The following is a 22,607-nucleotide window of genomic DNA, read 5'->3' as shown; positions in this document are numbered from 1 at the left end:
ACGCCTTCTGCGCCAATGGCGATGCGACCGGCATCGGCGTCAACCTGACCGGCAAGAGCAGGCGCGTCGTCGTCTATCTCGAGGGCGGCGGCGCCTGCGGGGACGAGGACACCTGTTATACGCTGGGCCATCCTACCGTATAGCTGCACCCTACTGGCTCTACCTGCCCGGCCCCCGTTTTCTGCACACCCCTTGAGTACGCCCGCGCTGCCCGGGGTTCACCGAGCATCGTCCACGGCGGCACGTCGGGGATCCATGCTTGACGTCCGCCGCTCTCCTCCCAATGGACGCGTTGCCCAGCGCTCCCTCAAGGAGGTCCTGTTGAGCTCTACATTCGCGGAGGACGCGTACCCTTCACCAGATGAGCGCGCTCGGTTGCGCGAGAGCCTCACACGATCGCCGCCCGAGATCCCGCCCGTCTACTTCTACGACGATCTCGGGAGCGAGCTGTTCGAGCAGATCACCCACCTCGGGGTCTACTACCCGACGCGCACGGAGATCGGCATTCTCGAGCAGCGCGCCGGAGACATCCTGCGCGCCGTCCGGCCGCGGCGCCTCGTCGAGCTGGGCAGCGGCGCGGGCCGCAAGATCCGCATCCTGCTCGACGCCTGGCGGTGGGTGGGCGGCGGCGAGACGTGCACGATGCTGGACGTGAACGGGCTCTTCCTGGAGACGTCGATCAGCCGCCTCCGCACCGACTACCCGGAGTACACGTTCCGCGGCGTGATCGGTGATTTCACCACCGACCTGCCGCGGCTCGGCCGGGGCGGGGGGCGCCTCGTGGTCTTCCTCGCGGGCACCATCGGCAACCTCTACCCCGACGAGCGGCGCGCCTTCTTCCGCGAGGTCGCGCGCGTCATGGAGCCGTCGGACGCGCTCCTCGTCGGCGCCGATCTGGTCAAGGACACGGCCCGGCTGGAGGCCGCGTACGACGATCCGGAGGGCGTGACGGCGGCCTTCAACCGCAACGCGCTCCGCGTGATCAACCGGCGCTTCGGGGCGAATTTCGCGCCCGACGCGTTCGCGCACCGCGCCTTCTACGACGCGGCGCGGGCGTGGATCGAGATGCGCCTCGTGGCCTCGCGGCGGATGCGCGTGCAGATCCCGGCGCTCGATCTGCGGCTCGATCTCGAGCGCGGCGCCGAGATCCGCACCGAGGTGAGCTGCAAGTTCACGCGCGACTCGCTCCAGGCCTCGGCCCGGGCCGGAGGGCTCGTGGTGTCCTCGTGGCACACCGATCCCGACCAGCTCTTCGCGCTGGCCCTGCTCCGGCGGATCGACGCGTGACGGAGGCCTCGTTCGAGGCGCTCCTCGCCGCCGCGTGGCGCCGCAGCGACGATCTGTTCGCGCTCGTCCCGGAGGCGTCGATGGGGCGTCGGCCCATCGCGCTGCGACACCCCTTCTCGTTCTACCTGGGGCACCTCCCGGCCTTCGCGTGGAACCAGATCGGCCGAGGCGTGCTCGGGCTCGGGCCCATGCGGAGCGATTTCGACGTGCTGTTCGAGCGCGGGATCGATCCGGCCGACGAGGACGGCGCCCGCGCCGCGTCGAGGGACGCGTGGCCGGCGATCGCCGAGGTGATCGCGTACCGCGACGAGGTCCGCCGCGCCGTGCGGGCGCGCATCCCCGACGTGCTGGCGCGCCCCGAGGACGTGCTCGGCGCGCGGGGGCGGATCCTCCAGCTCGTGATCGAGCACGAGCGGATGCACCACGAGACCCTGATGTACATGCTCCAGGAGCACGGCGCCGCGCGGCGCCCCGACGGCGCGCCCGCGTTCGTGGGCGGCGGGGGGCGCGCGGCCGAGCCCCGGCACGTCCCGGCGGGCCGCGTGGTGATCGGCGCGGACTTCGAGGCGATCCCGTTCGGCTGGGACAACGAGTTCGGGCGCGCGGAGATCGATGTCCCGGGCTTCACCATCGACTCGTTGCCGGTGCGGAACGGCGATTACCTGGCCTTCCTCGAGGCGATGGAAGACGGCGCGCGGGCCGCGCTCACGCCCCGTACGTTCGTGCGCCGCGGAGGCGGGCTGGCGGTGAAGACGATCTTCGGGCCGGTCTCCTTCGAGGTCGCGTCGGGCTGGCCGGCGCAGGTCTCGGGCGAGCAGGCGCGCGCCTATGCAGCCTGGCGCGGTGGGCGCCTGGCGACCGAGGCCGAGCTGCGCCGCGCCGCGTTCGGCGAGCCGAGCGGCGGTGTGCGCGCGCGTCCGTGGGGGCACGCGCCGGGCGAGCCGCGTCATGGCCAGTTCGGCTTTCGCGGATGGTCGCCGGTGCCGACGGGCAGCCACCCGGACGGCGCCAGCGCGTTCGGCGTCGAGGAGCTGGTGGGCAATGGCTGGGAGTGGACGTCCACGCCCTTCGCGCCCTTGCCCGGCTTCGTCGCGTACGCCCGCACGTACCCCGGGTACTCGGCGGATTTCTTCGACGGGGAGCACGACGTCGTCTTCGGCGCCTCGTGGGCGACCGACGAGGGGTTCCTCCGGCCGAGCTTCCGCAACTGGTATCGCCGGGACTATCCCTATGTCTTTTCGAGCTTCCGGGTCGTACGCGAGGAGCCACGCTCTCGGCGGCGATGATCGAGCTCGATCAGGTGACCAAGCGCTACCATGGAATCGCCGCTGTCGACAGCGTCTCCCTGCGCGTCGAGCCGGGCGAGCTGGTGGTCCTGCTGGGCGGGTCGGGATCGGGGAAGACCACGACGCTGAAGATGACGAACCGGCTCATCGAGCCGAGCTCGGGTCGCATCCGCGTCGAGGGCGAGGACGTGACCACCGTGCCGCCGCACGCGCTCCGGCGCCGCATCGGCTACGTGTTCCAGCGGCTCGGGCTCTTCCCGCACCTGACGGTCGCCGAGAACGTGGGCATCACGCCGGCGCTCCTCGGCTGGGACGCGAGGCGCATCCGTGGTCGGGTGGACACGCTGCTGGAGCTGGTCGAGCTGGATCCAGCCGAGGTCCGCGATCGGCGGCCCGACGCGCTCTCCGGCGGCCAGGCGCAGCGCGTGGCCGTGGCGCGGGCGCTGGCGGCCGAGCCGGGCGTGCTGCTGCTCGACGAGCCGTTCGGCGCGCTCGATCCGATCACGCGCGAGCGCCTCCAGCGATCGTTCGCGCGGGTGCGCCGGAGCCTGGGGTTCTCGGCGATCTTCGTCACGCACGACGTCGTCGAGGCGCTGCTCCTCGGCGATCGCGTGGGCGTCATGCGCGGCGGGCGCCTCCTGCAGCTCGCGCCCGGCCGCGAGCTGGTGCGCGCGCCGGCCGACGACTACGTGGCCGATCTGGTGCGCGGCCCGCTCGAGCAGGCGCGCGCCGTCGAGTCGCTGATCGCGGGCGCGCCCGCGCGAACGATCGCGGGAGGCGACGCTTCGTGAAGGAGCAGCTCGCCCTCCTCCCGCGCTACCTCGCCGCCCACCTTGGGCTCACGCTGGTCGCCCTGGCGCTGGGCGTGGCCGTGAGCGTCCCGCTGGGCGTGCTGGTCACGCGATCGCGCCGCCTGGAGGGGCCGGTGCTGGGCGTGGCGAGCGTCGTCCAGACCATCCCGAGCCTGGCGCTCCTGGCCTTCATGGTGCCCGTGCTCGCGGCCCTGGGCGCGCGCAGCATCGGTTACCTGCCGGCGCTGATCGGCCTCTTCCTCTACAGCCTCTTGCCGGTCCTCAGGAACACGGCGGCCGGCCTCTCGGGCCTCGATCCGGCGGTGATCGAGGCCGCGCGCGGCGTGGGGATGACGCCCCGCGAGCAGCTCCGCCGCGTCGAGCTGCCGCTGGCGCTCCCGGTGATCGTGGCCGGCGTGCGCACGGCGGCGGTGCTGACGGTGGGCACCGCCACGCTCTCCACGCCGGTCGGGGCGCCGAGCCTTGGTGACTACATCTTCAGCGGACTGCAGACGCGCAACACCACGGCCGTGCTGATCGGCTGTGTGGCCTCGGCCGGGCTCGCGCTGGTGCTGGACGGCCTGGTGCGTGGCCTGCTCGCCGGCGTCACGCGCCGCAGCCGGCGCCTCGTGCTGCTGTGTCTCGGCGGCTTCGCCGGGCTCGCTGTCTTCGCGGCCACCCCGGTCGTGCGCGCCCTGCTCGCGCGCGATCAGGTGTCCATCACCGTCGGCGCCAAGACCTTCACCGAGCAGTACATCCTCGCCGGCATCGTCGCCGGGAAGATCGAGCGCGTCGCCGGCGTGCCGGCGCGGACGCTGGGATCGCTCGGATCGACGGTGGTGTTCGACGCGCTGAAGAACGGCGAGATCGACGTCTACGTCGACTACTCGGGCACCCTCTGGGCGAACGTCCTGCGACGGAGCACGGAGAGCGCGGACCGCGCGTCGGTGCTGGCCACGGTGGAGAGGGAGCTGCTCGATCGGTACAACGTCCACGTGGCCGCCGCGCTCGGGTTCGAGAACACCTACGCGCTCGCCATGCGGCGGGCCGAGGCCGAGCGGCTGGGGATCCGGCGCATCAGCGATCTCGGGGCGCGCGCGCGATCGCTGCGGGTGGGGGGCGACTACGAGATCTTCCAGCGGCCGGAGTGGCGCGCCATCGAGCGCGTGTACGGCCTCGCGTTCCGCGAGGCGCGGAGCATGGATCCGTCGCTGCTCTACGAGGCGCTGCGGGCGGAGCAGGTGGACGTGATCACCGCCTTCTCGACCGACGGGCGGATCATCGTCGATGATCTGGTGCTGCTGGAGGACGATCGCCGGGCCATCCCGCCGTACGACGCGCTCGTGCTGGTGAGCGATCGGCTCGCGCGCACCCGCCCGGAGGTGCTGGAGGCGCTGCGCGGGCTGTCGGGGACGATCGACGCGCAGAAGATGCGCCAGATGAACGCGGCCGTGGACGAGAAGAAGGGCTCGCCGGCCGCGGTGGCCGCCCGTTTCCTCGATGAATTGCGGCGCTGAATTCTTCTGCGCTGGGCCCCGCGGGCCGGCCGTTGGGGCTCGCACGTTTGGCGCGGCGCGATCGGCCTTGACGTGGAACGCGCGTTCCAAGGCCGTCGACCCATGTCGAAGGGTATCGACGTCGTGGGTTGGCGCGGATGCGCCAAGCAGACGGAGCTCGGGGCGGATAGGACAAGCAAACGCGTTCCGCAAAGTCGAGATTCTCGGAGCCGTTCCTGACTCGTGCAGTCCGACTGTACGAGCTCATTGACAGAAGGGGTCTTATGCGATGAGGCAGGTCTTTCACGCCTGAAACGCCTGGGATTACCGCGACGTAGCACCAAGCGGAAGGCATCCTATCGTATAGCTGTACCCTACTGAGTGACATGCAAAGTGCACAACACCACGCCGAGGAGGTGTTGCAGCGGGATCCGGAAAATACCGATGCTCATACGGTTTCCGGTTTTTGGCAAACGGAGAAGCAGGAAATATAGACGGCCCGAAGAGATCTGAAAGCAGAAACGCTCAATATAAAACAGCCATTTAACCACCCCCCCCCCCCCCCCCCCCCCCCCCAACGCACACACTTTAAATCAAATCCCATTTTTTGCTGCCATTCGATAAACGCCGCTTCATCAGGCTCATGCTTCAAGCCTTCATAAAAATGAACTCTATCAGCCATCCCTCTCGATTCTATGTGACCAAAAAAATCCATGGTTTGAGCCATGATATCGTATTTGTCACAATAATTTTGATCTGTAAATTTTTCGTAGTATCTGCTCACCAAACGCTCTGCGTCTTCGAGTGAATATCCATAAGACGATTGTAAATGTTTCACTACACGCTCAAACAAGAAATTTTCGTCTTCATCAGTTGAAATTTTCAACCCCATAAAATTTATCCTTTAGCGGATAGGACAAGCAAACGCGTTCCGCAAAGTCAAGATTCTCGGAGCCGTTCCTGACTCGTGCAGTCCGACTGTACGAGCTCATTGACAGAACGGGCCTTATCCGATGAAGCAGGTCTTCCACGCCTGAAACGCCTGGGATTACCGCGACGTAGCACCAAGAAGGCATCCTACCGTATCGCTGTACCCTACTGGCGCCTGGCGTATCGGCTGCAGATCGCCCTGATGCTCGCCTACATGGCCATCATCAGCGTGATCCTGCCGATGGCCTGGCTGGCACCGCCAGGCGAGGTCACCAAGAACCTGCCCCTGCTGGCGGCGACCTGGCTGCTGCTGGCGCTGGAGCCGGGCGCGGCGGGAAAGGCCATGCACGAGCGCCAGGGCAAAAGGGCTGGCGGAGCGGGAACGTGAGCCAAGCGCTCCGCGGAAACGCATCAGGCGCGCATCAGAACGTCTTCCCCCTCATGGCCGCTCAGGCGGCCGGAATCGAGGGCGCCGACAGCGCTCAGACCCTCGAGCTTCCGCTTGATGTGCCGCCGCCCCCGCTGGCCGCGTTATGATGGTGCACGGAACACGGCCCCATCCGGTGACCCTGGTGGAGCCGCTGACGGCCCCGTCGCACCGAGCTGACCCGGCGCCCGTACTTCGAGGAGACCCCATGCGCAACACCGGAAAAATCGTCCGCTGGCTGGACGACAAGGGCTTTGGTTTTATCGCGCCGGCCGACGGCGGCCCCGAGGCCTTTGTGCACATCAAGTCGCTGCCGCGCGGCCAGCGCCCCGCGGTGGGCGCCACGGTCCACTATCGTGCGGCTCGCGACGCGCAGGGCCGCGTCCGCGCCGAGGACGTCGAACTGGCCGGCGCCAGGGCCAGCCTGGGCCCGGCGAGCCGCGCCCTGCTGGTGGCGCTGCCCTTCCTCGCGCTGGTGACAGCGCTGGCCGCCCTGGGGCGGGTGCCGCGTGTGCTGCCCTGGCTCTACCTCGGCGCCAGCCTGGTGACGCTGCTGGTCTATTACAAGGACAAGCGCGCCGCCGAGCGCGGCGCCTGGCGCACGCCGGAGCAGACCCTGCACCTGCTGGCGCTGGTCGGCGGTTGGCCAGGCGCGCTGTATGCGCAGCAGTTGCTGCGCCACAAATCCAGCAAGCGCTCCTTCCGCGTCGTGTTCTGGCTGACGCTGGCGCTGAACGTCGCCGGCCTCGGCTTCCTGGCCTCCGACCATGGCGCCGGCGTCCGTGCGGGGATCGACCGGGTCACGGCACTGCTGGCCGCCGACCGGGATGCCCCTGCCCCTCATTGACTCCCGGAGACTCCCATGAGCGCTACCCCCGTCCATGGCGCTGCCCTATGACGACGACCGCTTCGATCGTCATGCCGCTGGTGATTTTCTTCGTGCCGGAGCCGCGTCGCGGCGTGCTGGACCTCGCACCCCGCTGGGTCGCGCGCTCGGGCCACGGCCGGCCCCTCGGTCGGCAGCCCCAGGTGGACCAAGATAGCGGTCGCCACCTCGGGATCGTGAAGGTCCGCGGCCACCCGACGCCGACCGCCACAAGGGCAGGCGAGGACATCTTCGAGGTACACGCGGCGAAGCAAACGGGCCCAGTCGATACGCGCGCCGACGACCTGCACCACGCCGCTGCCGAGGCTGGCCCTGCCTGGGATCGAGCGCGGCACGTCGCCCTCCTCGGGCACCTCGTCACGCCTCGCGCCCCCATCGACGAGGATCGCCGCCGCGTTGCCGTCCTCCTTCTCCTTGCCCTTGCGCCTCTTCCGCTTCGGGGCGTCGTGGGCTGCCTTCGCCGCCGCAACGCCTCCGCGGCCGTACACCACGACGGCGGCGCGCCACGGCGCGTTCGGCCCGAGCACGCCGCTGAGCCTCAGTAGCGGGCTCGGGCGCGCCCCGTAGATGGATCCCCGCGCGCGACCCTGGTCCGCAGCCGAGCTTTGACCAGACGGCACCGCGCCTCCTGGCGCGCGAGCGCCTCGATACCTTCCGCGTGAGCGCACCGTTGAACAGTCTCAGGGCGGGCGGGCACTCACCGAAGTAGCACCGACGCCAGGTCGCCGGCCCGTCCGTAGACCTGGGTCGCCGGTGCTCGCACGCGCCAAGTCTCCCGCTGTTCTCGGGAGCTCGCGGCGCGCGTTCTTCTTCCACCCAATTCGACGGCGTTTTTCGGAATCTCGGTCTTCGACCGCCCTTCCGAAAAGCTGCAGATCAGGGCTCGATACCCTCGAACGCCGATTCAGGTCGCACTTTTCCCCGAGGAGCTCGCATGAATCGTAGTCGTTATTTGTTCTCGGCGCTGTCCTTCCTATCCGCTCTCGTGGTCGTCGCGTGCAGCGACGCCGAGAAGGGCAGCAGCGGCTCATCCGGCTCCGGTCCGGAGAACGGCAACGCGGAAGCGCTGCCGTGCGACGTCGACAAGATCCTCTCCACGAAGTGCCAGACCTGTCACGGGGCGTCCCCGAAGTTCGGCGCGCCGTTCCCGCTGGTCGACCGGAGCGATCTGGTCGCGCCCGCGGTGAGCGATCCCAACAAGAAGGTCTACGAGCTCGTCGCCGCACGCGCCCGCGACACCGCGCGCCCCATGCCTCCGCCCCCAACCGAGCGCCTGACCGCCGCGGAGCTCGCGATCTTCGATCAATGGATCGCCGCCGGCATGCCGGCCGGTAAAGACACGTGCGTCGACCCGGGCGGCGGCGGAACCATCGACCCTCCGACCCTGAGCTGCACACCGGATGTCCTGCTAGCGCCGTCCGCGCCTTACGTCATGCCGAAGGACGTCCAGGACCAGTATATGTGTTATGGGGTCGATGTAGAGATCGGCCAGAAACGACACCTCGTCGGGATCGCACCCCAGATCGACAACAGCACCATTGTACACCATATCCTGCTCTTCAAGGCGGATGAGGCGTCTCCCTCGACGCCCACGCCCTGTGAGGGGGGCGACATCCAGGGGGCTCTTTTGTCCGTCTGGGCGCCCGGCGGCAAGGCCACGGAGCTGCCGCTAGAGGCGGGCTTCCCGCTGGAAGGCACGGCACACTTCGTAGTCCAGGTGCACTACAGCAACATCAAGGGCCTCGACGGGCAGCAAGACAGCACCGGCTTCAACGTCTGCACGACGACGGAGCTCCGCCCCAACGACGCCGGCATCTTCTCGTTCGGCACAGAAGACATCAACATCCCGCCTCACGGCTCGCTCGACGTGAGCTGCGATTACCAGTTTCCGCGGGATATGGGGGCGATTTCGGTAATCAGTGTTATGCCGCACATGCACAATCTCGGCAAGCACCTGTCGAGCAACACGGTGCCCACGGACGGCAGCGAGCCGAGCAACCTGGGGCTCGCCGATCCGTGGAACTTCGACAACCAGATCTGGTACGACAACGATACCATCCTTCGAGGCGGCGACACCGTGAGGACGCGTTGCGCGTGGGACAACCCGGGCAACAGGGCCGTGGAGTTCGGGGAGCGGACGGTGGATGAGATGTGTTATAATTTCGTGATGTACTATCCGTCTCAAGAGATAGAGTTGACTACTCCGACGGACGACGCGTCCTGTGTGACGACAAAATAGACCAGCTCGTGCAAGACGCGCGGCCTGCGCCCAAGCGGAGGCGCGCGCGGTTCGGTGAGAGCGCTCGTAAGCCTGGCGAACAGGAGCACCGCGCGCGCCGCCGGGCGCCTTCGAGGGTCTCTTCGATCCGCGCGCCACCCCGAACGGCCGCGTCGATCGCTTCGCTTTCAGCGAGCGGATAGGACAAGCAAACGCGTTCCGCAAAGTCACGATTCCCGGAGCCGTTCCTGACTCGTGCAGTCCGGCTGGATGAGTTCATTGACAGAACGGGCCTTATGCGATGAGGCAGGTCTTCCACGCCTGAAACGCCTGGGACTACCGCGACGTAGCACCAAGCGGAAGGCATCCTACCGTTTGGCTGTACCCTACTGAGCTCGTCCAAACGGCCGCTGTCGCGGTTCGCGGCGCGTCGTGATGGCCGGCGCACGTAGCCCTCGATGCGCACCGCCGCCTTGACGTTGAAACCATCGAGCTCCACCGTGAGCGGCCCACGGCGCTTCGGCTCGAACCGCGCTTCGCCGCCATCGTCCGTCGGCACGACGGTCTCGTCCTCAATCCTCACGAGCTCGCCCCCGCGGAGCGCGACCTCAGCGCAAGCGTCAAGCGCACTCCGTTCCGGCGCGTCGTTCGAGCGCTCTTCGCTCGGACGCTCCTCGAGCAGGCCGCGCTTTCGCAGCCAGCGGAGCGTGCGCTCTCGGATGCGCTGCACGATGTCCTCGAGCTCCTCGTGCGATTCGCGATCTCTCGCGGAGGGTCCGGTCAGCCGATGTCAACGCCGCGCGAGGTCGAGCACGCTCCAGAACGGCCGAAAGAGGGCGCATAGACTCGCGAAACCACGTGGAGCGCGCTGCCGTGGAGAGGTATCGAGACGCCTGCCACGTCAATGCCCCTTCGTCGGTAATGGGCACGTCCGCGCGAACTGGAGCCGCCTGCTGGCCCGCGTGCCGGACCTCCGAGCGCAGATTCAGCGCGCCGTCTTCGACGCGGAGTCCGGTCAGACCTGGTCAGAGTGGGAGATGATCGGTACGACGACCGACGGTGAGCCGAGCACCTTCCGTGGCGTGGTGATCTCCACCGCGCGCGACGGCAAGATGGCGTGGAACCGCTTCTACTTGGATGAGGTCGTCGACCGCTGACGGCAGCGCCCGATCTTCTTCCGCGTCCAGGCCGTGTGGCCCATGCGCGCAGGAAGATTTCCTGTATCGACGGAGCTGCTGCCGGATAGCTCGTCGTCGAGGTCAGAAGGTGACGCACGTGACGGTGATGTCGCCGTTGGCGTCCGCGCTGCACTGGAGGACATCGAGGCACTCATTCGACTCGTCGACGCACCCATTGCAGCTGGCACTGTCGCAGCCCTGGGGCAGGTCGCGACACTCGTGCCGGGTGAACCCGCAGCCGTCGGGATGGTTCACGATACATATTTGAGCCGCCTTCTCGCAGAACAGTTCGCCGCACGCGAAGCGCCCTTGAGGCGCGGGCCCACAGTTTCCGAGGCTCGAAGTGCCCACGCCGGCGGAGTCCGCGAGACACGCGTTGTCGTAGACCTTGCCGTCGCAGCCGCAGACAGGTGGACCGCCCAGGCCGCTGCATGAACCGGGCACAGCACAGTAGCCCTCCGTCCCGCAGTGTTCGTCGGGCGGGGTCGTCCCGCACGCATGGTCGCGGAACAGGCAATGCGACCCCGGCTCGCAAGGCCCATTCATCCCGCACGCCTCGCCAGCTGCCTCCGAGCCGGAGCTCCCGCTGGCGCCGGCGGTCGACGTGGAGCTCGGGGTATCCGCAACGGAGCTCCCGCTGGCGCCGGCGGTCGACGTGGAGCTCGGGGTATCCGCAACGGTGACAGAGCCGCACGCCGCAAGCAGTGCGGCCGTCAGCAGCGCGACGGTGACAGCAGCCCATGATCTTCGCATCGATGATTGGTGTGGCATACGTTCGCCCCAGGCAAAGCCCGTGCCAGACACGTCGTGCCCCGATCTCCGTTGGTTCTTCATCTGGCGCGCGAGGCTCGTGTCGACTTGTGCCGAAGTTGGCCATGGCACCCCCCAGTGCCTCCAGAGGGTGTCCACCCCCTTCCGCTCGATTGATCGAGTGCCTCGGAAAGCCCATTTCCCCCTCAGTGCCTCCTGCCCCGGATCGCCCCGTCCCGAGGGATCTGGTGCTCTTTTACTTTTGCTGCGGAATCCTGCCCAAAGGCACCGCCCGCGGTGCGTTCGGCTACGTAGCGACCACGAACTCACCCCGGACTGTCTTGTTCCCCCTCACCGCCCTCCTCCTCGCCCCAAGCCTCGCCGCCTGCTCGAGCGGCGAGACGCCGCTCGACACACCCATCGAGGCGTCCGCCGAGAACTGGACCTGGGTCCCGTTCAGCAACGCCTTCTGCGCCAACGGCGATACGACCGGCATCGGCGTCAACCTGACCAGCAAGAGCAAGCGCGTCGTCGTCTATCTCGAGGGCGGCGGCGCCTGCTGGGACGAGGACACCTGTTATACGCTGGGCGCGAGCCAGCACGTCGCTTCGGGCTACGGCGAGGACGAGCTCGCCGCGGATTTCACCGATGATCTCCCCACGTGTCGTCGATCCTCTGGCACCGCTGGATTCTGACGAAGTCCCGCCGGTCTGATCCCGCACCATCGTCATCGCGCTCGCCAGCGATGACGACGTCGGTCGCATGGGATCTCGCTGACGAACATCACGCCGTCGTCGTGACGGCAGATCAAGCTGCGTGAGCAGATCGCGCCGGTGCAGGTGGTTTGAGGGGGGCCAGGGGGGAGACTGAAAACCTGGGGCCGGCTGTGGAGGGCGTGTGGGAAGCGGCGCGACGGCCGTCGCCAGCCAGCGGTTCGCCCCCAAGCGCGCGCGGCGATGAGGTAGATCGCCACGATGGAGAAGGTGAAGGCCCGGGTCTAGCCACCCGAGCCTTACGGGCGTGAGCACACTCGCCCCTCCGGTACCGCCGCCAGCCCGAGCAGCTGAGCGATCGCCTCCACAAAAAGATGGATCGCACTCGTCTCCCGGTGGACGTGCCTCCAACAAAAGACGAGCGGCACTCGTCTCTCCGTGGACGTTCCTCCAAGAAAAGACGGGTGGCACCCGTCCCCCGGTGGACGTGGCTCCAAGAAAAGACGGGTGGCACCCGTCTCCGCGCTGGAGACGCCGCCCTCCGACCCCGCGATCCCTGGCCCCCTTCTCGTCGGCGCTCCGGCGTCGGTCTCCCCCCTCGATGCGGCCTGTCCCTTTCCCATCGACAGATCCAGATCGCCCTTCGCGAGGCGCGCGCGGCGCTCGCCCCCGTCGCTTTTGTGAGCCACCGGGACCCCCTCGCGACCACCTAGTCCAGTTCCCGTGGTCTTGCCCAGCGCAGCCCTCGCCCCCCGGCTTACCCTCGTCCGCCCGAGCCCCCTGGCCGGCCTGGACGACGCCGGCCTCGCCCGCGCGGCTGCCGAGGGCCAGCCAGGCGCCGCCGGCGCCGTCTGGGACCGCTACGGCGCCGTGGTGCACGGCCTGCTCCGCCGCGTGCTCGGGCCGGGCGGCGACGTCGAGGACCACGCCCAGGAGACGTTCCTGCAGTTCTTCCGCGAGGTGAAGCACCTGCGGGATCCCGCGGCGCTCCGGCCGTTCCTCCTCGGCATCGCCGTGCGCGTCGCGCGGTCGGCGCTGCGGCGCCGGCGGCTCCGGCGCTGGTTCTCGCTCACCGACAGCGGCGCGCTGCCGGACGAACCGGCCGAGGGCGTCGACGAGGGCGCGCGCGAGGCGGTCGCGCGGCTCTACGCGCTGCTCGACAGGCTGGACGACAGGGCGCGGCTCCTCTTCGTGCTGCGCCACATCGAGGGCCTGGAGCTCGCGGAGACCGCGCAGGCGAGCGGGATGTCCCTGGCCACGGCCAAGCGCCACCTGGCCAAGGTGACCGCGCGGGTCCACGCGATGGCCGAGCGGGATCCGCTCCTCGCGGCGTACGTCGAGCCCGTGGAGGAGGCGAGCGATGGCTGATCCGAAGCCCGGGGTTCCGCCGGAGGTCGCCCTGCGGCGGCTTGCGGCGCTGGCGCGCGAGGCGGGGGCGGCCTCGCCGGCGGACCGCGCGCTCGCCCGCGGCCGCGCGCGGCTGATCGACGAGGTCGAGCGCTCCGTGTTGCCGCTCGCGCCGCGGCGGCGCTGGCTCCTGCCAGCGGCGCTGGCGCCGCTGCTCGTGATCCTGGGCCTCTGGGCGCTGCGCCCGGCGGCGCGCCTGTCGTACCAGGTCGACGGTGTCGCGCCGGGAGACCGCGCCGACGGCGCGGCGCTCGCGGACACCTACGTGCGCGGGGGGACCAGCGGGGCGACGGCGCGCTTCAGCGAGGGGACGACCGTCCGCTTCGCGCCGGGGGCTCGCGGGCGCGTCACCGCCGTGACGGCGCGCGGCGCGCAGATCCACATCGAGGGCGGCGCCGCGCACTTCCGGGTCGCGCACCTGCCCGAGGCCGAGTGGGTCGCGGCGGCAGGGCCGTTCACCGTCAGGGTGACGGGCACGGAGTTCGACCTGAGCTGGGAGCGCGAGCGGCTCGAGCTGACCATGCAGAGCGGCTCGGTCGCGGTCCGCGGCCCGCTCGCCTCGGGCGGCGTCGCGCTCCAGGGAGGCCAGCGCCTGGTCGCCGACGTGGTCCGCGGCGAGCTCACGATCGCGGACCTGGGCGCCGCCGGCGCGCGCACGCCGGAAGGCGGCGAGTCGCGCGACGTCGGCGCGCCGGCGAGGACCGACGTGTTGGAGGACGCCGGGGCGCCGGCCCAGATGGGCATGCTGGAGGACGCCGGGGCGCCGGCAGAGACGGGCGGGGCCGCCGCGGCGGGAGCGCCGGCAGCGGCGGGAGCGCCGGCCGCGGCGGGTGCGACGGCCGCGGCGGGTGCGACAGTCACGACCGATCCGATGGCGGCGCTCGCGCCAGCTTCGGCTGCGGTCCGTGCGGCTGCGGCGCCTGCGCCCGCCTCGGGGAGCTGCAGCGAGCATGTCGCCCGCGGCGACTTCGCCGGGGCGATCGCGGTGGCGGAGGCGCGGGGCATCGACGCGACGATCGCCGCGAGCCCGCTCCCGGAGATCGCCGCGCTGGCCGACGCCGCGCGCTACACGGGGCGGAACGACCTCGCGCGGCGCGCGCTGCTCGCCGAGCGCGCGCGCTTCCCCGGCTCGCCCGAGGCGCGCTCGGCGGCGTTCCTCCTCGGTCGCATGGCGGAGGCGGGCTCGCCTGCGGCGGCCATCGACTGGTACGATCGGTACCTCGCCGAGTCGCCGGCCGGCTCGCTGGCCGCCGAGGCGCTCGGGCGGAAGATGATCGTGCTGCGCGCCTCCCAGGGCGACGGCGCGGCCCGGCCGATCGCCGAGCAGTACCTCGCGCGCCACCCGCACGGGGCGTTCGCGGCCGCCGCGGCGGAGATCCTCCGCCGCCCATGAGGCGCAGCGGGTTCAGGCTCGCCCTTGCGCTGTGCGCCGCGCTCTTCGTGTCCCGGGGGGCGAGCGCCGCCGAGGCGATCGGCGTGATCGTGGTGCGCGCGCCGCACGCCGGGAAGGTCGTCGAGGAGGCCACGGTGCGCCTCGAGGGCGAGCTGCGCGCCGTGGGCTTCTCGGTACGCTCCCTGGAGGGCGCGCCGGGCGTCGACGGGCGCGCGCAGGTCGAGGGCGCGGGCGGCGTGTTCGCGGCCATCGCCATCCTCGAGACCGACGGCGTGGCCGTCGCCGACGCGTGGATCGCGGATCACGCGACGAAGGAGACGCTGGTCCGCCGCGTGGAGCTCGGCGTCCCCGGCGCCACCAACGCGGCGAGCGATCTCGCCGTGCGGTCGGCGGAGCTGCTCCGGGCCAGCCTGCTCGAGCTGAGCGGCGAGCAGCGGCGCGAGCTGCCCGAGCGGGTGGCGCAATGGATCGCCGACGCGGCCGCGCCGGCGGGGCGCGAGGAGGCCATCGCGCTCGACGCGGCGCCGCTGCAGCCGCGAGCGGCGGTCGCGCCCGCCGAGCGATCCACGGCGGCGCGTGGGCCGGCCGCGCCTCCGGGCGGATCCCGGGCGGCGCGCGGGTCGGCCGCGCCCGGGCGACCCGACCCCGGGAGCGCCGCGCCCCGGGCGCCCACGGCGCCCACGTCCGACGAGCGCCGGCTGAGCGTCGAGGCGGGGCTCGCGGCGCTCGCCGGCGACGTCGGGATCGTCCCCGGGCCCTACTTCCGTGTGGGGTACGATCTGACGGCGAGCGTCTCGCTGCGCGGGACCCTCGTGCCGGCCGTCGTGGCCAGGAACCTCGACGCTCCCGGCGGGCGCGTGGCGCTGCGGCAGACCGCGGCCATGATCGGCCTGGCGTACGCCGCCGGCCCCGAGGCATGGCGGATCCATCCGGTGATCTCGCTCGGCGCGGGCGTCTACCATGTGACGATCGCCGGCCGGGCGAACCCTCCTTATCGCGACCGGCGTCAGAGCTGGCTCACCGCCGGCGTCTCCGCAGGGGGCGGCGTCGACGTCCGCGTCTTACCGTACCTCGCCGTCCACGCGGCGCTCGACGTCTTCGTGCTCGCAAGAGAGCCTGTCTTCACCATCGCTGGTGCGGAGGTGGGCCGCACGGGGCGCCCGGCGCTGCTCCCGAGCCTCGGCCTGCGGGTGAGCTTCTGAGTCGCCGGATGGTTCTGAATCGTTGATTTTGGTGAGCCACGGAGAGGAGCTCGCGCCCACTTACCAGAGCGAGGCACATCCCGGCTTCGCTTTGAGAGGGAGAGTCATGCGTCATCATCTTCTTTCGCGCTGTCCGCTGCTCGCCGTCGCAGGGCTGTTCTTGATGCAGGCTGCGTGCGAGGTGCGCTTCATCGAAGGGGTCGACTCGCCGGAGGAGAGCTCGAGCACGGGGGCGTGTGTCGAATGTTGCTCCTCCTCGACGGACTGCGCGGCCGGAGGCGGCGCCGTGGGCGGGTCGAGCGCCGTGGGCGGGTCGAGCGCCGTGGGCGGGGCGAGCGCCGGCGCGGTGTGCGGAGACGGCGTGGTGGACCCGGAGTGGGAGCAATGCGACGACGGCAACACGGCTGACGGAGATGCATGCTCGAGCGACTGTCAGCTCCGCGTAGCCGGGGGCGCAGGCGGGGCGAGCGCCGGTGCGGTGTGCGGAGACGGCGTGGTGGACCTGGAGTGGGAGCAGTGCGACGACGGCAACACGGCTGACGGAGATGCATGCTCGAGCGACTGTCAGCTCCGCGCAGCCGGGGGCGCGGGCGGGGCGAGCGCCGGTGCGGTGTGCGGAGACGGCGTGGTGGACCCGGAGTGGGAGCAGTGCGACGACGGCAACACGGCTGACGGCGACGGGTGTACGACCGCCTGTCAGCTCGGCCCGGCATAGCGCCGTGAGGATCGTGGGGCGGCGCGCCCCGCCGCCTTCACCCGATCACGGCAGCACCGCGCGCCTCGGGCACTCGCCGTCGCCCTGGAAGTCGCCGAGCGTGCGCGCCTGCGCGACCACGTAGTCGTACGCGGTCTCGATCGGGCCGCCGGACGCGCCGGCGAGGTTGTACTCGTCGCCGAACACGTCGGCGGCGTTCACCTGCTTGAGCTCGTCGATCGTCGTCTCGCCGTCGCCGTCGAGATCGCTGTCCGCGATGTACTGCGCGTAGCGCTTGGTCAGCTCCACGCCCGCGGTGATGTTGTCGAAGAACCAGTGATCGCCGTGGATCGTCGGCTTCACCGCGACCGTGCCGCTGGTCGGCACGCTGAACCCGTTGAGCCCGTCCTCGGTCGCGCAATCGTCGAACGACGTCCCGGCCGAGAGGCCCCAGCTGAAGCGCACCCGAGCCGCGGGGACGCACGCGTCGCCGGGCGGCGGGCACGACTCGCCGTCCTCCTTCTCGATGGATCCCTCGAAGAACAGCGAATAGCCGCCCTCGACCATGAGGTCGACGTCGGCCGCCGTGGTGGGCGGAAGCGTCTTCACCCCCGCCTTCGCGTTCGGGAGATCGAACCCGAAGCGGTCCCAGCGCACAGCGCTCACGTCCTGGAACTCCGCGATCACGTACCTCGTCGCCGGGGCGTTCTTGAGGTCGAGCACGAACACCGAGTCATCGCCGAGCGTCTCCTCGGCATCCGAGCGCGCCGCGCGCACGTTGCCGATCGTCACGAGGAACCTCTCGTACGTGACCTTCCAGCCGTCCGCGATGTTCTCCTCCCCCGTGCCCGGCTCGAGGCCCTCGGGGATGGTGTCCTCCGGCTCCACGAAGATCTGCACGGCGCCGGTCTCGGACGTCGCGCCGCTGTCATCGCCGCACCCGGCGACGAGCGCGAGCGCGCACGCCGTCACCATGAACCCTGTCACCTTCAGTCTCTGCATGATCAAGCTCCTGAGTCGTCTCGAAATCCCGACGAGCGCGCGCGAGCGCGCCCGGCGAGCGCAGGCCCGCGCTCCTCGCGCGCCCAGCGCCCGCATCACCCTCTGGCCTCGTGAGATGCTCAGGCCGCCGGCGGGGAGCTCTTCGGCGCCAGGATCAGCAAGGGGATGGGTCGGACCTCGGGCGAGGGCCGGATCGAGGCGAGGCGGACGACCTCGAGCAGCGTGGCCTCCGCCACGCGGTGCACGGGCGCGCCGAGCTGGCCGCGCAGCGCGAACGCGTCGCAGTGCTCGTCGCCCTCGTGGCGCGGCGCGAGCGCGTCGCACAGGTCGTCACCCCCGCCGGGCCGCGCTCCGGGCGCGCCGGGCTGGTCGCCGGGAGGACGGCGCTCGGCGTGCAGCGTCGCCGCGGTTACGGCGATCGTCGCCGCGTGGACGAGCTCGCCGTGCTCGCAGCGGGCGTGCCGGACGAGCAACGCGTGCGTCAGGCTGCACAGCTGGGCCGCGAGCGCGAGCGCCACGAGCCAGCGCGCTCGCCACCGGCAGGCGGGGCTCCGGCCAGGCCGCCGCCGCGCTGCGGCCGTCGCGCGGGCCGGACGGCGGCTCACCGAGGCCGCCTCATGGCGACGCCGTCCAGAGGAACTGCGGCCGGTGCACCGCGATCATGTCGTAGCGCAGCCGCTGGTGCGCGGGCGACCCCGGCGCGATGGCGACGCTGGTCGCTCCTCCCTCGGCCAGGGCGTCGAAGTCGACGCTCGCGAGCCACTCGTCCACGACGTCGAAGCGGACCACCAGGCGGACCGGCGCCGCGCCGACGCTCGCGGCGACCGCGAGGCTCGGGACCGCGAGCAGCCCCTGGCGCTGCGGCACGGCGTCGACGTCCGCCTCGAAGTCGAGCGCCTCCGCGCCCCGCGTCGCGCGCCCGCGCAGGTGGACGGAGCTGACGCCGGGAGCCTCCGGCGCCGGCGCGGGCGACGACTCGGTCGAGAACCAGTGGATGCCGTAGTTGAACGACACGCTCCGGATCTCGCCCTCGAAGCCGTGCACCAGGCCGAGCGGCTGCGGCGCGGGGTCGAGCAGGTTCACGCGCGTGATCGTGGTCAGCTCGGCGATCGCGGTCTCGCACAGCGTCGACGCGCCGGAGTCCGCGGCGCAGAAGTAGGCCGGGCCGAAGGCGACCGTCGCCTCGTCGAGCGCGATCGTCCACGCGCCCGCGGCGATCTCCCCCGGGACGTCGGCCTCGGCGTGCGCGGCGTACGTGACCTCGGGCTGGCCGGTGCCGGCGCAGGCGGACGCGGACAGCGCGGGCGACCCGAGGAGGACGGCGGCGAGGAGGCGGCGCGCGGCCGGGGCGAGGTTCGGGGCGTTCATAGCGAGAGCGTCACGTTCGCGAGGATGGAGCGCGGCGGCCCGGCGCTGATGTGCCGGGCCGGCAGCTCCGAGGGGATCGACGGCCGCGACGCGCCCGCGGCGCCCGGCCAGGTCGACTTGAACGAGTACTCGGTGTCAGCGTACTCGGCGTCGAGCAGGTTCTGCGCCTCGACCCCGACCTCGATCCAGGGGCCGCCCTGCGCGGCGTCGCGGCCGACGCGCAGGCTCCGCCGGAGCGAGAGGGACGCGTCCACCACGAAGACCGGCGCGGCGGTCTGCGCGTACGGCAGCGGGCGCGGGGAGAGGAACGTCGCGCCGTAGCCGAGCCGCCCCTCGACGGGCGCGCCGGCGATCGTGAAGACCGGCCGCTTCAGCGCGAGGTCGGCGCGCACCACGACGGGCGGCACGAACGGGAGCTGCTGCCCCTTCACGTACGGCGGCGACGGGTTCTCGGGCGTCGGCGGGGGCGGCTCGTCCAGCGTGGCGTGGACGAACGTCGCGCTCACGCCCGCCGTGAGCGTGGGGCTCGGCGCGGCCTGCAGGTAGGCGACGAGCCCGCGGCGGGTCGTCCGGCCGATGCGCACGAGCGCGCCCTCCGCCGCGTCGAACGCGAGGTCGTAGGAGAGGCGCGTCTCGTAGGCGGCCGCGGTCACGCTGAGGCCACCGCCGGGGCGCAGCGTGGCGCCCGCCTCGTAGCTCTTCACGGTCGCGAACGGCGCGTTGTCCCCGTCCTCGAGCAGCCGCGCCTGCGGCGAGCGGTAGCCGTGCCCGTACGACGCGGAGACGCGCAGCGCGGGCAGCGGATCGAGCTCCAGCGTCACCCGCGGGCCGGCGGCCAGGCCCGCCGCCGTGCGACGGAACCCCTCGATGTGCGTCTCCTTCTGCGCCGCCGGGATGAAGTTGCCGATGCGGTCGTCCACATCGAAGACGAGCAGGTCGGCGCGCAGGCCGCCGCGGAGGCGCGCGTAGCGCGACAGCTCGAGCAGCGCGTCGGCGTGGGCGCCGACCCCGGTCACCTGGATCGACGCGTCGACGCGCTGATCCCACGTCTCGTTCTGCGGCGGCTGGAGGAGGTTCTGCGCCTGGTCGATGCCGTTGGTCTGCACCTCGGCGCCGACGGCGACCTGGCCGGTGAGCCAGGGCGTGAGCGGGATCCTCGGCGTGCGGTAGGCGAGGCCGCCGCCGAGCGCGGCGTCCTGGTTCGCCTGCTCGATGAGGTCGCCCCGGCCGACCCACTCGGGCCGCCGGCGCGAGCGCTGCGTGTAGCCGGTGAAGTTCATCCGGCTCCGGTACCCGGACGTCGCCGCCCACAGCCAGACGCTCTTCTGCGAGCCGTCGTCGTCCGATCGCTCGACGCTCAGCGCGAGCTGTAGCCGCGTCGACGCGGCCGACTGCGCGCGCGCCGCGAGATCCGGGTAGGCGTCGTGGAAGTCGACGCGCCCCGCCTCGACGTCGTCGCGCCGGAGCACGCCCGCGAGGTTCGCGCGGCCGCCGTGGGCCGCGACGTGCAGCAGCGCCGAGTACTCGTCCGGCAGCGGCACGCGGTACTGGCCGACGGCGCCCCCGGAGATCGCCCCGCGCGCGCCGTCGCCGAAGCCGTCGGTCGCGCGCACCACGGCGGCCCCGAACGTGTCCTCCGACTGGCCCTCCGGCGCCCAGACCGCGAGCAGCCGCCGCGTGCCGAACGAGCCGAGCGTGCCCTTGAGCTGGAGCCCGCGCTCCTCGACGCCGAGGTCGAAATACGCGCTGCCCGCGACCGCGAAGTCGCCCTGCTGCGGGTCGTAGACGCCCTCGACGACGCGGAGCGACCGCACCACCTCCGGGATGATCACGCTGAGGTCCGCGTAGCCCTGGCCGTGCACGTGCGAGCGCTGGTTCAGCGGGATCGGCCCGACACGGAGCTCGACGTCCTGGCCGTGCTCCGCGTCGAAGCCGCGGAGGAAGATGCGCTGCGCGACCGCCTCGCCCTCGGGGTGGGCGACGTGGACGCCGGGCGCCGTGCGGAGCAGATCCGCGGCGGTGGCGTGCGGCGCGGCGGAGAGCGCCGCGCGGCCGATCCGGAAGTCGCTCGCGGCGCGGCGCGGCGGGTTCGGGCGGCCCTGCACGTGGATCTCGATCGGCTTGCCGGGCTCGGCCACCGCGTGCGGGCCCGCGACGCCCCCGGCGAACTCCACCGGCTTGGGCGCCGCCGGCCGGGGCGGCGGGGGCGCCGCCGGGCGATCCGCCGCCTCCGGCGCCTCGGTCTGCGCCGGCGCGGGCTGCTCCTCGTGGGGGCCCGGCGCGAAGTGGAACGGCACCCGGATCCGCGCCCGCAGCGGCGCGCCGCCGCGCATGGCCGGCGAGAAACGCCACCGCCGCACGGCCTTCATGGCCGCGTCATCGAACGCCGCGCCCCCGGACTCGGCCACGACCGCGTCGCTGACCGTGCCGTCCTTCTCGACCGTGACGAACAGCGTGACCGTCGTGTCGATGCCCTCCGCGAGCCGCTCGGGCGGGTACTCCGGATCCACGTGCTCGAGGATCTGCGGCGCCATGGGCGCTTCGGGCCGCGCCTCAGGCTGCCCGAGCGCCAGAGGCGCGGCGAGGGCGGCCGCGGAGAGGCAACAGAGGGAGGACAGCCAGCGCATGAGCAACCGAGCTCGACGCGACTACCACGCCGCACAGCGGCGCCGCAAGCGCCGCACCGCCGCGCAGCGCGCGCAGACGACGGTGACGGAAGCGCGCGGCGTTCATGCGCGCGGCTTTCCGGCGACACGTCGCGCCGGTGCAGCGGCGGTCTCGCCGCGGGGCGCGGGGCCGTGTATCGTCTCGTCATGCCGAATGAGACGCTCGTCCAGGCGGTCAAGACCATCGTCGCCCTCGCGCGCGGTGGCGACCTCGACGCGGCCTACAAGGGATACCGCGACCTCTTCCAGAAGCCGGAGTTCCTCAAGCAGCGCCCCGAGGATCAGCGCCAGGTGCTGCGGCTCATGATCCTCGCCAAGGGCGTCCCGTCGACGCCGACCGAGGCGATGATCGACGCCCACCGCGCCGCGGTCCCCGCGCTGACCGAGCTCGTGTCGATCCACGGCGATCCCGGCGACCACGAGCTGCTCGGGCTCTGCCACGTCGTGCTCGGCAACCTCGAGAGCGCCGACAAGATCTTCCGCGCCGGCCTCAAGATCGAGCGCGAGCGCAACCCGCAGAGCGATCTGTGCGGCACGCTGATGAAGCGGATCTCGCTGCTCTAGCTCCGCACGTCCGGTTCAGCGCGTCCGATCGAGGGGGCACCGTGCTCGCGTGCCTCCGGCGCTTCGCCTCGCTGCGGGGCGCCTGCAGCGGCCTGGATCCCACGCTGAGCGCGGAGCCTGCACGGTAGCGCGGGCGACGGCGGAGGGGCGCTCCCCTGGGGGGCTCGCAGGCCGTCCGCAGTGACGTGTCACACGCGCGTGACACGTCACACGCGCGTGTGACATGTCACGGCGCCGCTCCTCGTGCTCACGCGGCGTGAGCTCCTCGCTTCGTAGCGTGGGACGTTCGCGTCCGGATCGTGGCTTTGCCGGTGCCGGAGAGGTCTTTCTTCACGAGAGCCGGTCTGCC

General features: G+C 71.3%; 21 protein-coding genes. 14 read left to right on the top strand and 7 right to left on the bottom strand.

What is annotated here, in order from left to right; genetic code table 11:
• Window positions 1-321: 321 nt before the first annotated feature.
• From egtD to WME82_RS38090, 4 genes are read left to right on the top strand one after another with little or no spacing between them, the layout of a single operon-like run.
• A complete protein-coding gene (egtD, locus tag WME82_RS38105) occupies window positions 322-1,287 on the top strand; it encodes an L-histidine N(alpha)-methyltransferase (protein WP_438039347.1) in 966 nt (321 codons plus the stop codon).
• On the top strand, window positions 1,284-2,573 hold the full coding sequence (locus WME82_RS38100; RefSeq protein ID WP_438039346.1) for an SUMF1/EgtB/PvdO family nonheme iron enzyme: 1,290 nt from the start codon (window positions 1,284-1,286) through the stop codon (window positions 2,571-2,573). Before egtD ends, WME82_RS38100 begins: the two co-directional genes overlap by 4 nt.
• Entirely contained in the window at window positions 2,570-3,364 is a 795-nt protein-coding gene (locus tag WME82_RS38095) for an ATP-binding cassette domain-containing protein (protein ID WP_438039345.1), read from the top strand. Before WME82_RS38100 ends, WME82_RS38095 begins: the two co-directional genes overlap by 4 nt.
• The gene (locus WME82_RS38090; protein ID WP_438039344.1) at window positions 3,361-4,881 is read left to right on the top strand and encodes a glycine betaine ABC transporter substrate-binding protein; all 1,521 of its coding nucleotides are present in this window, start codon (window positions 3,361-3,363) and stop codon (window positions 4,879-4,881) included. The genes WME82_RS38095 and WME82_RS38090 overlap by 4 nt, the downstream gene beginning before the upstream one ends.
• A gap of 427 nt (window positions 4,882-5,308) precedes the next feature.
• Here WME82_RS38090 and WME82_RS38085 read toward each other — a convergent pair whose 3' ends face one another.
• On the bottom strand, window positions 5,309-5,752 hold the full coding sequence (locus WME82_RS38085; protein WP_438039343.1) for a hypothetical protein: 444 nt from the start codon (window positions 5,750-5,752) through the stop codon (window positions 5,309-5,311).
• Window positions 5,753-5,827: 75 nt separating this feature from the next.
• On the opposite strand from WME82_RS38085, the gene WME82_RS38080 reads away from it, so the two are divergent.
• Window positions 5,828-6,178, top strand: coding sequence for a DoxX-like family protein (locus tag WME82_RS38080; RefSeq protein ID WP_438039342.1), 351 nt, complete (start codon window positions 5,828-5,830; stop codon window positions 6,176-6,178).
• Window positions 6,179-6,425: 247 nt separating this feature from the next.
• Window positions 6,426-7,064: a DUF1294 domain-containing protein gene (locus tag WME82_RS38075; RefSeq protein WP_438039341.1), complete on the top strand. Its 639-nt coding sequence runs from the start codon at window positions 6,426-6,428 to the stop codon at window positions 7,062-7,064.
• On the opposite strand, the gene WME82_RS38070 is transcribed toward WME82_RS38075, so the two are convergent.
• Window positions 7,058-7,630, bottom strand: coding sequence for a hypothetical protein (locus WME82_RS38070; RefSeq protein ID WP_438039340.1), 573 nt, complete (start codon window positions 7,628-7,630; stop codon window positions 7,058-7,060). The genes WME82_RS38075 and WME82_RS38070 overlap by 7 nt on opposite strands.
• A 407-nt stretch (window positions 7,631-8,037) precedes the next feature.
• Between WME82_RS38070 and WME82_RS38065 the strand changes: the two genes are divergently transcribed.
• Window positions 8,038-9,342 carry a peptidylglycine alpha-amidating monooxygenase gene (locus WME82_RS38065; RefSeq protein WP_438039339.1) on the top strand — a complete coding sequence of 435 codons (1,305 nt, stop codon included), beginning with the start codon at window positions 8,038-8,040 and terminating at the stop codon, window positions 9,340-9,342.
• A 437-nt stretch (window positions 9,343-9,779) separates the two neighbouring features.
• Window positions 9,780-10,478 carry a nuclear transport factor 2 family protein gene (locus WME82_RS38060; protein WP_438039338.1) on the top strand — a complete coding sequence of 233 codons (699 nt, stop codon included), beginning with the start codon at window positions 9,780-9,782 and terminating at the stop codon, window positions 10,476-10,478.
• A gap of 102 nt (window positions 10,479-10,580) precedes the next feature.
• Here the strand turns inward: WME82_RS38060 and WME82_RS38055 are convergent, their stop codons facing one another.
• On the bottom strand, window positions 10,581-10,754 hold the full coding sequence (locus tag WME82_RS38055; RefSeq protein ID WP_438039337.1) for a hypothetical protein: 174 nt from the start codon (window positions 10,752-10,754) through the stop codon (window positions 10,581-10,583).
• 836 nt (window positions 10,755-11,590) lie between these two features.
• On the opposite strand from WME82_RS38055, the gene WME82_RS38050 reads away from it, so the two are divergent.
• The 5 genes from WME82_RS38050 (at window position 11,591) to WME82_RS38030 (ending at window position 16,679) form a co-directional block, all read left to right on the top strand.
• Window positions 11,591-11,944 carry a hypothetical protein gene (locus tag WME82_RS38050; protein ID WP_438039336.1) on the top strand — a complete coding sequence of 118 codons (354 nt, stop codon included), beginning with the start codon at window positions 11,591-11,593 and terminating at the stop codon, window positions 11,942-11,944.
• A 741-nt stretch (window positions 11,945-12,685) separates the two neighbouring features.
• Window positions 12,686-13,330: an RNA polymerase sigma factor gene (locus tag WME82_RS38045; RefSeq protein ID WP_438039335.1), complete on the top strand. Its 645-nt coding sequence runs from the start codon at window positions 12,686-12,688 to the stop codon at window positions 13,328-13,330.
• Window positions 13,323-14,762 (top strand): tetratricopeptide repeat protein, encoded by a 1,440-nt coding sequence (locus WME82_RS38040; RefSeq protein ID WP_438039334.1) that lies wholly within the window; start codon window positions 13,323-13,325, stop codon window positions 14,760-14,762. Before WME82_RS38045 ends, WME82_RS38040 begins: the two co-directional genes overlap by 8 nt.
• Complete coding sequence (locus WME82_RS38035; RefSeq protein WP_438039333.1) at window positions 14,759-15,964, top strand: hypothetical protein; 1,206 nt, start codon at window positions 14,759-14,761, stop codon at window positions 15,962-15,964. The genes WME82_RS38040 and WME82_RS38035 overlap by 4 nt, the downstream gene beginning before the upstream one ends.
• Before the next feature lie 106 nt (window positions 15,965-16,070).
• Window positions 16,071-16,679 (top strand): DUF4215 domain-containing protein, encoded by a 609-nt coding sequence (locus WME82_RS38030; protein ID WP_438039332.1) that lies wholly within the window; start codon window positions 16,071-16,073, stop codon window positions 16,677-16,679.
• Between the two features lie 45 nt (window positions 16,680-16,724).
• Here the strand turns inward: WME82_RS38030 and WME82_RS38025 are convergent, their stop codons facing one another.
• The 4 genes from WME82_RS38025 to WME82_RS38010 form a co-directional block, all read right to left on the bottom strand.
• Window positions 16,725-17,660 (bottom strand): hypothetical protein, encoded by a 936-nt coding sequence (locus tag WME82_RS38025; protein WP_438039331.1) that lies wholly within the window; start codon window positions 17,658-17,660, stop codon window positions 16,725-16,727.
• 119 nt (window positions 17,661-17,779) lie between these two features.
• The gene (locus tag WME82_RS38020) at window positions 17,780-18,265 is read right to left on the bottom strand and encodes a hypothetical protein (RefSeq protein ID WP_438039330.1); all 486 of its coding nucleotides are present in this window, start codon (window positions 18,263-18,265) and stop codon (window positions 17,780-17,782) included.
• Between the two features lie 10 nt (window positions 18,266-18,275).
• Window positions 18,276-19,028 carry a hypothetical protein gene (locus WME82_RS38015; protein WP_438039329.1) on the bottom strand — a complete coding sequence of 251 codons (753 nt, stop codon included), beginning with the start codon at window positions 19,026-19,028 and terminating at the stop codon, window positions 18,276-18,278.
• Window positions 19,025-21,655 carry a TonB family protein gene (locus WME82_RS38010; protein WP_438039328.1) on the bottom strand — a complete coding sequence of 877 codons (2,631 nt, stop codon included), beginning with the start codon at window positions 21,653-21,655 and terminating at the stop codon, window positions 19,025-19,027. The genes WME82_RS38015 and WME82_RS38010 overlap by 4 nt, the downstream gene beginning before the upstream one ends.
• A gap of 186 nt (window positions 21,656-21,841) precedes the next feature.
• Between WME82_RS38010 and WME82_RS38005 the strand changes: the two genes are divergently transcribed.
• Window positions 21,842-22,258: a hypothetical protein gene (locus WME82_RS38005; RefSeq protein WP_438039327.1), complete on the top strand. Its 417-nt coding sequence runs from the start codon at window positions 21,842-21,844 to the stop codon at window positions 22,256-22,258.
• Window positions 22,259-22,607: the final 349 nt, after the last annotated feature.

Origin of the sequence: Sorangium sp. So ce128, assembly GCF_051525245.1 — a bacterium.
Classification (GTDB): Bacteria; Myxococcota_A; Polyangia; order Polyangiales; family Polyangiaceae; genus Sorangium; species Sorangium cellulosum_B.
This window is presented reverse-complemented; position numbering and strand designations above follow the sequence as displayed.